Origin of the sequence: Kamptonema sp. PCC 6506 (assembly GCF_000180455.1) — a bacterium.
GTDB lineage: Bacteria > Cyanobacteriota > Cyanobacteriia > Cyanobacteriales > Microcoleaceae > Kamptonema > Kamptonema formosum.
Genome location: NZ_CACA01000033.1, coordinates 1 through 9,097 on the forward strand (window position 1 = coordinate 1; position 9,097 = coordinate 9,097).

At 42.7% G+C, this 9,097-nt stretch carries 11 protein-coding genes; 3 read left to right on the forward strand and 8 right to left on the reverse strand.

What is annotated here, in order from left to right; genetic code table 11:
- The 5 genes from OSCI_RS31245 to psaK all read right to left on the reverse strand — a co-directional run.
- Positions 1-389: transposase (locus OSCI_RS31245; protein ID WP_234708691.1), on the reverse strand; the 389-nt coding region annotated here is incomplete at its 3' end.
- A 115-nt stretch (positions 390-504) separates the two neighbouring features.
- Positions 505-801, reverse strand: coding sequence for a hypothetical protein (locus OSCI_RS31250; protein WP_007353157.1), 297 nt, complete (start codon positions 799-801; stop codon positions 505-507).
- Positions 798-1,019: a hypothetical protein gene (locus OSCI_RS31255; protein WP_007353158.1), complete on the reverse strand. Its 222-nt coding sequence runs from the start codon at positions 1,017-1,019 to the stop codon at positions 798-800. Before OSCI_RS31255 ends, OSCI_RS31250 begins: the two co-directional genes overlap by 4 nt.
- A 72-nt stretch (positions 1,020-1,091) precedes the next feature.
- Positions 1,092-1,328 carry a hypothetical protein gene (locus OSCI_RS01910; RefSeq protein WP_007353159.1) on the reverse strand — a complete coding sequence of 79 codons (237 nt, stop codon included), beginning with the start codon at positions 1,326-1,328 and terminating at the stop codon, positions 1,092-1,094.
- Positions 1,329-1,555: 227 nt separating this feature from the next.
- The gene (psaK, locus tag OSCI_RS01915) at positions 1,556-1,843 is read right to left on the reverse strand and encodes a photosystem I reaction center subunit PsaK (RefSeq protein WP_007353160.1); all 288 of its coding nucleotides are present in this window, start codon (positions 1,841-1,843) and stop codon (positions 1,556-1,558) included.
- 259 nt (positions 1,844-2,102) lie between these two features.
- Between psaK and OSCI_RS01920 the strand changes: the two genes are divergently transcribed.
- Positions 2,103-2,792 carry a phosphoribosylanthranilate isomerase gene (locus tag OSCI_RS01920; protein WP_007353161.1) on the forward strand — a complete coding sequence of 230 codons (690 nt, stop codon included), beginning with the start codon at positions 2,103-2,105 and terminating at the stop codon, positions 2,790-2,792.
- Here the strand turns inward: OSCI_RS01920 and OSCI_RS28135 are convergent.
- Positions 2,725-3,021, reverse strand: coding sequence for an acylphosphatase (locus OSCI_RS28135; RefSeq protein ID WP_007353162.1), 297 nt, complete (start codon positions 3,019-3,021; stop codon positions 2,725-2,727). The two genes, OSCI_RS01920 and OSCI_RS28135, sit on opposite strands and share 68 nt — an antisense overlap.
- A gap of 130 nt (positions 3,022-3,151) precedes the next feature.
- On the opposite strand from OSCI_RS28135, the gene OSCI_RS01930 reads away from it, so the two are divergent.
- Positions 3,152-4,459, forward strand: coding sequence for a HEAT repeat domain-containing protein (locus OSCI_RS01930; RefSeq protein WP_007353163.1), 1,308 nt, complete (start codon positions 3,152-3,154; stop codon positions 4,457-4,459).
- A gap of 148 nt (positions 4,460-4,607) precedes the next feature.
- Here OSCI_RS01930 and OSCI_RS01935 read toward each other — a convergent pair whose 3' ends face one another.
- Positions 4,608-6,572, reverse strand: a complete 1,965-nt coding sequence (locus OSCI_RS01935; RefSeq protein ID WP_007353164.1) for a BamA/OMP85 family outer membrane protein — start codon at positions 6,570-6,572, stop codon at positions 4,608-4,610.
- A gap of 128 nt (positions 6,573-6,700) precedes the next feature.
- Positions 6,701-6,901, reverse strand: coding sequence for a hypothetical protein (locus OSCI_RS28140; protein WP_007353165.1), 201 nt, complete (start codon positions 6,899-6,901; stop codon positions 6,701-6,703).
- A 673-nt stretch (positions 6,902-7,574) separates the two neighbouring features.
- Here OSCI_RS28140 and OSCI_RS01940 point away from each other — a divergent pair.
- Positions 7,575-9,050: an ATP-binding protein gene (locus OSCI_RS01940; RefSeq protein ID WP_007353166.1), complete on the forward strand. Its 1,476-nt coding sequence runs from the start codon at positions 7,575-7,577 to the stop codon at positions 9,048-9,050.
- Positions 9,051-9,097 lie beyond the last annotated feature (47 nt).

A 9,097-nucleotide genomic window follows, 5' to 3' on the forward strand; every position in this document is an offset into this window, starting at 1 on the left:
GGGAGGTTAGGATGATTTAAAATCAAGTCCTTGTCTAAATCTAACTTGCTAATAAATGTAGAAAGTAGATGCCGATTGAATTCCAAGCGTTTATAAGAGGCCATTGAAAATACGAAGGGATTGGAAGATAAGTGACGACTATAGGCTTCATATTTGGCTAAGTTTAAGGCGACTAGGCTGGCATTAAAATGAAAATCAAGGCGTTGGCTATTCACAGATTGACAATCTGACAAACCCGTGAATTGTTTGGCATCACGAAAAATAAATTCAATTTGAAAACGAGCTTGATAATACTCAAGTATTTGCTCAGCCTTGAGATTGATATCGGTGCTAAACAATAAAATATTTTTGGTTTTACCGTTAGGTTGAAGTTCAGAGATACAAGCCAAACGGATTTTGGATTTTAAGCAACAACTCCATACCACTAATGAATAAAGCTTAACTCCCGGCTTTATTTCTTTAATTAAAGTTAGATTTTTCAAATTATTGCAGTCAACTTTCCCATCATAATTTACGAGGAGCGCCAAATTTATTTCTTTCTCCAGTATAGAGGTAATTTAGGTTAGCATCAACCCTTAATCTACTAATCAAATTTAAATCTGATTCAGGAGTTTGTTGCACGCTTAAACTATAGGAAATATGAGTTTCAACTTCGACAACAGAAATTACAGAAATTTCTAATCCTTGTTCAGCTTTCCCGGCGATACCATTATAAAAATAAGCTTTTCCCTCAGTCTTTTTACCACTTTTTCTCAGAAAAGAACAATCAATAACGGCAATAACTGTGCGCTCTTGATTCAAGGCTTTTTAATAAAAAGTTTAGAGAAGTGAGACCAGTCAAACTTTTGGAAAAATTGCCGCCGATAAGTTTTTTCATTGGCAGAACTATAACGACCCAGGTTGGTGAATTTCACTTTGGCATAAACCAGCACGATTGTGGAAAGTAAAGTTACTATAAACTTTTTTTGGGCTTGACTCACCCCTGACATTTGTTGTAAAATGGATTCAATAATATTCATGTATGCAGTCTGTTAAGTTGGTGTGCTTTTTTAGCTTAACTTAAAGAGTGTCTTTTTTTCTGCCTTTTAGATTCAAATTTTACTGACTCTTTTGTGGGCTTTCGCTTGCCTCTCTACTCCAAAACTGTCCGGAGTATTGATTTTAGATAGTGTTACTAAACTTTTTCTTTTGCTTGGTGTCAAAATCCCCATAATAATTTGCTTAAACGCTTCATAGCTTCTAACTTCTGGAAATATTTTTTGATAACTCCCACAATATTGATCGATGAAACTAATGGTAGGTTGTGGAATTTTGGGCTGTATCATCATCTATGTCTCCCATTTACACTTCTCTTTCTATTTTACTCTTCCTAGAGTGACAAACTAGGGTTAACATGATTTTTCTACTATTTATAACGCCACCGAATTACCCGGTTTTTGAACCTGCGGGACGGCGGCGTTACATTATGGGTAAGTTCTGAAACGTCTAATTCACAATTAAAACTTGCCGCTCGATTTCCGGCTTTCTAATTTTTAATTGTTAATTTCTGGACGATTTAGAGGACTCCAGCGTTGCCTAAACCTAAGATAACTCCGGCTCCCAGGATGTGACCGAAGCTTGCTGTTGCTAATAATTCAGGTACGCCAAATCCTGTGAACATACCTGGTAGGTCAACGGGTAAAGCTGGGCCTTTGCCTCGGTTGTTCTTGGAAATTCCATAGTAGCCGATCGCGATCGCGAATAGATTGGCAAGAATCATTACTAGCCCTACACCGAGAGACCATTCTGGTGTATGGGGTGTAGTAGATTGACCGACGGCCAAAAGTAAAGCAGAGTAAATCAAGTTCCTAATCTCCTTTGATAAACTTAGAAAGGAATGTGAGTTTAGTCATTGGCACCTAAATTCTGAAAATCCATGAAAAATGGACTCTCTGACCAGAACCAATTTTATATCAACGCCCAAACAGGCTGTCTGGACGGCTGCTTGCTGGGACTAATTGAATGCAAAAATTATAAATAGTGCTTAGCCACAAACTAAAATTTGTTTTAATAGTTAACAATAAGTTTATATTTTGATACAACTGCGGCAGAGAGGTGCGATCGTGCGAGTCAAAATTTGTGGGATTACGAAGCTAGAGCAAGGGCAAGCGATCGCGCAGCTAGGGGCGGGGGCCTTGGGATTTATCTGTGTGCCAGCATCGCCCAGGTATATTCAGCCAGAGTTGATTCGGGCGATCGTCGAGCAGTTACCCCAGAATATCGATCGCATCGGGGTTTTTGCTAATACCACACTAGAAATAATCTGTCAAGTAGTCGATCGGTCTCAATTAAATGGCGTGCAGTTGCATGGAGATGAAAGCCCAGAATTTTGCGATCGCCTCCAGCAGTTTTTACCCGGAGTTGAAATTATCAAAGCTTTGAGAGTAAAAACACCTGAAACTTTAGAGAAAGCCGCTATTTACGCCGCTCATGTTAATACCTTACTGTTAGATGCTTATCATCCTAACCAGCTAGGCGGTACGGGTAAAACGATAGATTGGACGAGTTTAAAACAGTTTCAACCTAGTTGTCCTTGGCTACTTGCCGGCGGTTTAACTCCTGATAATATATTAGCTGCCCTCAAACAACTTCAACCTAGCGGCATTGACCTTTCCAGCGGTTTAGAAATAGCACCGGGAGACAAAGATTTGAGCAAAGTTGCCCGATTATTTGAAGTCATTACAGTTAGAAACGGCGAATTTCAAATCGGCGATCTCCCTCCGGTTCTTCATACTCGATCGCCACATCTTTAACTACAGCACCCATCGGCCCAATGCGACACCAGGAAATCATCGATTGCACGGCTTCTATACTTCCTTCAAACACAGCTTCTACCCTGCCGTCGGCAAGATTTCGTACCCAACCATTCACGCCAAATCGCTTGGCGTAATTCATAGTTGAGTAACGATAGCCAACACCTTGAACAGTTCCCGAAACAAAAACATGAGCGCGAGTGGTGGGAGTTGGTAATGGGTGTTCCATTGAGACACGACTGCGAAGTGGCTTTGGAGAGGTAGCAGTTTAGCAATTTTTATACTTTGCCATCTCTTCAATACTGTATCATTAGTTAAACAGAAAAGCAGGCGCACTTCAAACTGGAGGGTTTTCACTGATGATTTTAGTAATAGCAGCACTCATAAGTTTTTTGGCGGGATTGGCAGTTGCCTACTGGTTGGTAGAAAAGAGATTGCAGCAGCACAAGCAAAACCAAAGCGAGCAAACTCGCAGAATATCCGAGGACATGGAAAGAACCCACCAGTCTCGGATGCAAGAAACTATCAAATCCCTACAAGCGGGAGAGGAAAACCGCCGCCGACAAATCACAGAAGAATTAGAACAAGTTCATAATTCACGGCTACAGGAAACGATACAATCCTTACAAGACCAACACAATATTCAGTTAGTCCAAGTCACTGATGAATTGCAGAAAACCTATGAAGACAGGATGCAATCAGCCATACAATCTCTGCAAGATAGACATCAGAGCGAGTTAAAACAAACCACTGAAGAATTACAGGCTCGCGAAGCTCAGATGCAGGCAACTATCAGTGAATTGCAAGCACAATACGAAACTCAATTAATGCAAGCTGCTGAAGAATTAGCTAGAACTTATGAAGCTCAGAAACAATCAGCTATCAATCTGCTGCAAGAGGAATACGAAAATGATTTAAGATTAGCCGCAGAGAAATCCCAAGCTCACGAGGCTCAGATGCAGGGAAATACCAGACTACTGCAAGAACATTATGAAACTCAGTTAAAAAATGCCAATGAGGAGTTGCAAAACCATGAAGGTTATACACAACAAACGGTCAGGATGTTACAAAACCATTATGAAAGTCAGTTAGGAGAACAAAATCCAGCTTGGCAATCACAGCCCTCAGAGACAGCAACTCCTGAGTTTGTGGAATCACCACAATTAGAGACGGTAACTCCTACTTATTCTGTCCCTTTGGAGCCGGAAATTGAAGAGCAGAAAGTCCCAACATTGAACTTCACTGCTAAAGCATTAGTTCAGGAATTAGATAATAAAATTATAGCTTGGGGAGATTCCCGTCAAATCAGTTTTGTTCCTCAGTTAATCGGGTACTCCCGTCATCAAAGCGCTAATATTCGCAAGTTAACAGCAGCAGCTTTAAGCAAAATTGCTGCTGCTAACGGTTCAAGATCGGAATTGCAGCAGGCAATACCAATATTAGGAAAGCTGAGTAGAGATTTGGAGCCGCAGGTACGCCTATCTGCGGTGGAAGCTTTAGGAGCAATTAAGTCTGATAAAGCGATCCCTTTTCTGCAACAAGCTCTGCGAGATACAGATCGGAATGTTGCTAAATCGGCAAGTGCTGCTCTGAGTAAATTTAGGTATTATCCAGCGAAATCAACGGCAAAAGCTAAAGATTCTAAACTCAAGAAACCTCAGCGTTAATAAGAGCTGTAACTGGAGCAATGTTAGCCAGAATATTCAACCGTCCGTTTAGTCAAACGTTTGTCGAAATGCACGGCAGAAGCCAGGTTTCTGGGTCAATAACAACTAACAACTAACCACTAACAACGAACAATTAACAACTAACAGTTTAAAACCGTTGTCCGGTACCGAAGAGGAATCTTACGCCGCCGCGATCGCTAACTCCGATATCGAAGCGAATTAACCCAAAAGGCGATCGCACTCGTACTCCTACCCCAGCCCCCGCACCCGTCCCAGGTTTGTCCCGGACAATGGCTGGTTCTCCCAATACGCTGTCGCCAGAACCTAAATCTGAGGCAAAATCGACAAATATTACGCCGCCGATATTATTCCTGATGGGGAAGCGATACTCGCCGGAGGCTAAAACGTAGCTGCGGCCAGTGCCAAGAGCTCCCGATGTGTAAGCCCGCACAGAACTGCTACCACCGAGACGGAAAGCTTCTGTGGGTGGGAAGTCGCCAACGATCGTACCCGCTTGCAAGTTAAAGGCAAACATTTCGGGCAAAGCTTCGGGATCGCCTCGACCTATCAATTGTATAGGCACGTATTGTATGTAATTAGCTAATAACCGATTCATTGTGATGTTCCCCCGCCCCAGAGGAATTGACTGTTCTGTACCCAAAGTCAAAATTGAGCCGCTAGTGGGGTTAAAGGGATTGTTGCGCCAGTCGCGGGTGAAAGCTAAGGAGACAGTGTATAATTCGTCAACCCCCGTACCGCTTAAAGTCAGAGGATTTCCTTCTTCATCGCGGCGGGCAATCCTCAAATTGCGATCGCGCGTGCTGATGCTGGTATAGTTCAATCCCAGAGTCCCCTGCCAATCGCCAATCGGTCGGGTGAAATTGACGTTACCGCCCATCCTGATTTCCCGAACTTTGTTGTCGTCGGGTAAATTAACATCTTTGTCAAAAATGTCCGAACTCCGGCGATCGCGAAAAGTGCCGAAACTGTAACCCAAACGATCTTCGCTAGCCAGATAGGGACTCGTGAACCGCAGATCGTACTCAAAGTCTCGGATACTAGGCTGGAAAAGCAGCGATACTCGCTGGCTGCGGCCGATTATTTGCCGAACTCCCAAAATTACAAACACCCCAAGGTCATCGCTATAACCGCCACCAAAGTTAAAACTGCGGGGCTGACCTTCTGTGACGTTGTAGATGACATCGATATCAGTACCGACTTGTACTGTGGAAACTGTGACCTTGGAAAATAAAGCCAATTGCCGCAACTGCTGCAAATCTCTGCGGACTGCTTCCTGACTGTAATTGTCCCCGGCTTTGAGTTGGATTTCGCTGCGGATGAAATCTTCTGAAATCCGCCCCTGAATTGGGTTGCCCCCTTTATCTACTGCTTCGCCTTTGGAGTTGACGAAGCGGACTTGTACTTCTCTGACATAAGCGCCTTCGACATCTTGAGCGATCGCTCCCTCATCTATACTCATTTGTACGCTACCGCCGAGTTCTTGGGCGCTACTGTTGAATACTTGGGTGCTTTGGCTGCTGGAGAGTGAGGGAATGGGGCTGGCGATGCTTTGGGTTGGTGTCGCGATCGCGGATTTAAAATCTTTAGGCAGAGCTTTTTTTGCTGCGATCGTTACCGTCTCTACATTATTCTCAATCAGTCGATTATTCTCAATCAGTCGATTATTCTCAATCAGTCGATTATTCTCAATCAGTCCGCCAAGCCTGGGCGAATAGAATTCGCGGCTACACAAACCAAGTCCGCCTGCGCGGACTGAAGAGGGAGATATAATTTTACAACCCGCGTCGGCGGGTTGTGTCTGTGCAGATGCGGTTTCAACCGTCTGGTTTTTAATAGTGCTTGGATATTTTGTATCAATCTCAGCAACAGCCATCTTACCTGTTTCACAAGAGCTAATTTTCTTGTGGGAGAGGCATCTTGCCTTTGCGACCAAAGCCTTGGTCAGAATTGTCGGCGTTTGGGCTGTCGCTGTCGGCAGATGGCTGGCTTTTGGTTCGAGGGCTGAGGATTGGGCGATCGCTAAACCCGCATTCGTTAACCCGCTTCCCATCAAGGTCGCTAAAGTCAAAACTATAACTGTTGGAGTACGCATATAAATTAGATTTAAGCCACTTCCAAGGAATATTAGCGAAAATCTGCCAAAAAGCATACTCCCCCAAAGTGAGAAGCGATCGCGTAAATTTTGGAAATCGCGATCGCAAAGAGAGAAAAATTCACCAGCTAAAGAGCTTGTCGAGACACCCGTTTCTCAAAATGAGCTTGAGTCTGTTGCAACAGATGTTCGCGGCTATCTTTAGCCTGCGTAATATTGGGGACTAAGTTACGAGCCTGTAAAGTCATGTGAAGTTGTAGATGAGCCACGTACTCACTGACATCTTCACGCAATGAGCAAGCCGGATATTCTGTCAACTGCGAGTTCAAAGTGTTCTCCTTCCCTTATGCTGCGTCGTTTTCAGACCACCATTGAAGGTATCACAGGACTCTCGTTATGTTTCTAGTTTGCAATAAAGTTTAATCTTTGAGAGTATTTTATAGTTACAATTATTTACAAACCCTGACATGACAGCAAGGTTATTTACAAACCCTGACATGACAACAAGGTAGTAGGAAGCGATCGTAGATTTAGTCTAGAGCAGCCAACGCCTAGCACATAATCGACTTAAAGTCAATAGCATCAGCAAAAGGCAGGAGGTCGATCTTTTGAAGTTAACTCAACAATACAGATTGTATCAATAATTTGGAGAATTGGGATTATTGTGCAATTTGTGGAAAGTTCTAAGCAGAAGAAAGAAGGAGAGGATGAGGCACTCAATCTAGCTACTCTGATATTTGCTGGCCCTCAACCTTGGCTACCGGATTTCTTTTAAACAAATGTTCGTAGCAAACGGTTTAATAATTCTTGCAGTGATAGCTTTCGCCCTCACTGCAAGTCCAGCTATTTACAGTAAAAATTTGTGATTAAAGATACCGTTTGATCGGATCGAGTAACTAAAAATATTTTTTCAGGATATCATTGTACAAAATGTTTAACAGGGTAGAAAAACATTACATTATTATGAACTCTAAAAACTTATGTCCTCTCAAACTATTACTTATGTTAGAATTCACTAAATACTTTAATTTAGATGACATCTGGGCTGCCCGCAAAATTAGTGCGGCTGTTGTGAATATTAGCGGTCGGCAGCGAATGCTTTCCCAGCGAATAGCCTTTCTGTCTTTAAAGTTAGTTTGCTCTCAAGTTCCGACTGTTAGGGTAAAACTGCGTACCGACTTGCTCGATGCCATAAATCTTATGGAAAAGTCCCACAATGGCTTAATTAATGGCGATCGTAGCATGAATTTACCAGGTCAGAGTTCAAAGGTCGTCAAAGCGATGTATTTTGAGCCACCTTGGAATCTAGACCAACAAGTACGCGATTATATTACTAAAGTCAGAGATTTAGTACAATCCCCAGATATAGAATTAGAACCAAATAATCCCCATTTAAACTACATTGTCACCGCTGCTTATGGTCGGTTATTAGAATCATTGGATGCAGTAGTCACTCAATATCAACACGAGAGTGAATCCGAACAATTGGAAATGGATATCAAGCACCTCGAACTCTATCAAGAAAGTTGTGCTGCCACTACTCAAGCGGAAGCACAAGCGGCTGAACTTGAGAAAGCACTGATCGGACTCAAACAAGCTCAAGCTAAACTATTACACAGCGAAAAAATGTCTTCACTGGGGCAATTAGTCGCCAGCGTCGCCCACGAAATTAATAACCCCGTCAGTTTCATTTATGGCAACCTTAGCCATGCCGAAGTTTATACCCAAGATTTGTTGCACTTGCTCGAACTCTATCGCGAATACTATTCCGAACCAACTCCTGAAATTCAACAGCATATCAAAGATATTGACCTAGATTTTCTAATTGAAGACTTACCAAAAGTCCTATGTTCTATGCAAATTGGAGCCGATAGGATTCGGCAGATTGTAATGTCTTTGCGGAATTTTTCACGAACAGATGACACTGAAATGAAACAGGTAGATTTGCATGAAGGGATTGACACTACCCTATTAATTTTGCAAAATCGCCTGAAAGCTCACCCGAAACGGCCAATGATTGAAATAGTTAAAGATTATGCTGATTTGCCAATGGTTACGTGCTATGCAGGACAGCTAAATCAAGTGTTTATGAATATTCTTAGCAATGCCATTGATGCTTTGGAAGAAGGGATGGGAAATCGGGAAGAAATAGTAGGCCAAATTATGCCAACAATTCGGATTCGCACTGAAGTTAGCCATCCCGATTATGTGACAGTCCGAATTGCTGATAATGGGCCTGGAATACCCCTAGAAGTAAAATCGCGGGTATTTGACCAATTTTTTACAACGAAGCAAATAGGGAAAGGAACGGGATTGGGATTATCTATTAGTCGTCAAATTTTAGTAGAAAATCACCAAGGATCGCTCCGCTGCGAGTCGCAACCAGGAGAGGGGACGGAGTTCTGGATTGAAATTCCCGTACACCCAATTCAAGAAGGATCGACTGTTCAGCAAAAGTCTAAAGCTTTAAACTATTAGCAATTTATAGAAGAAGGGACTAGGGGCTAGGGACTAGGGACTAAGGG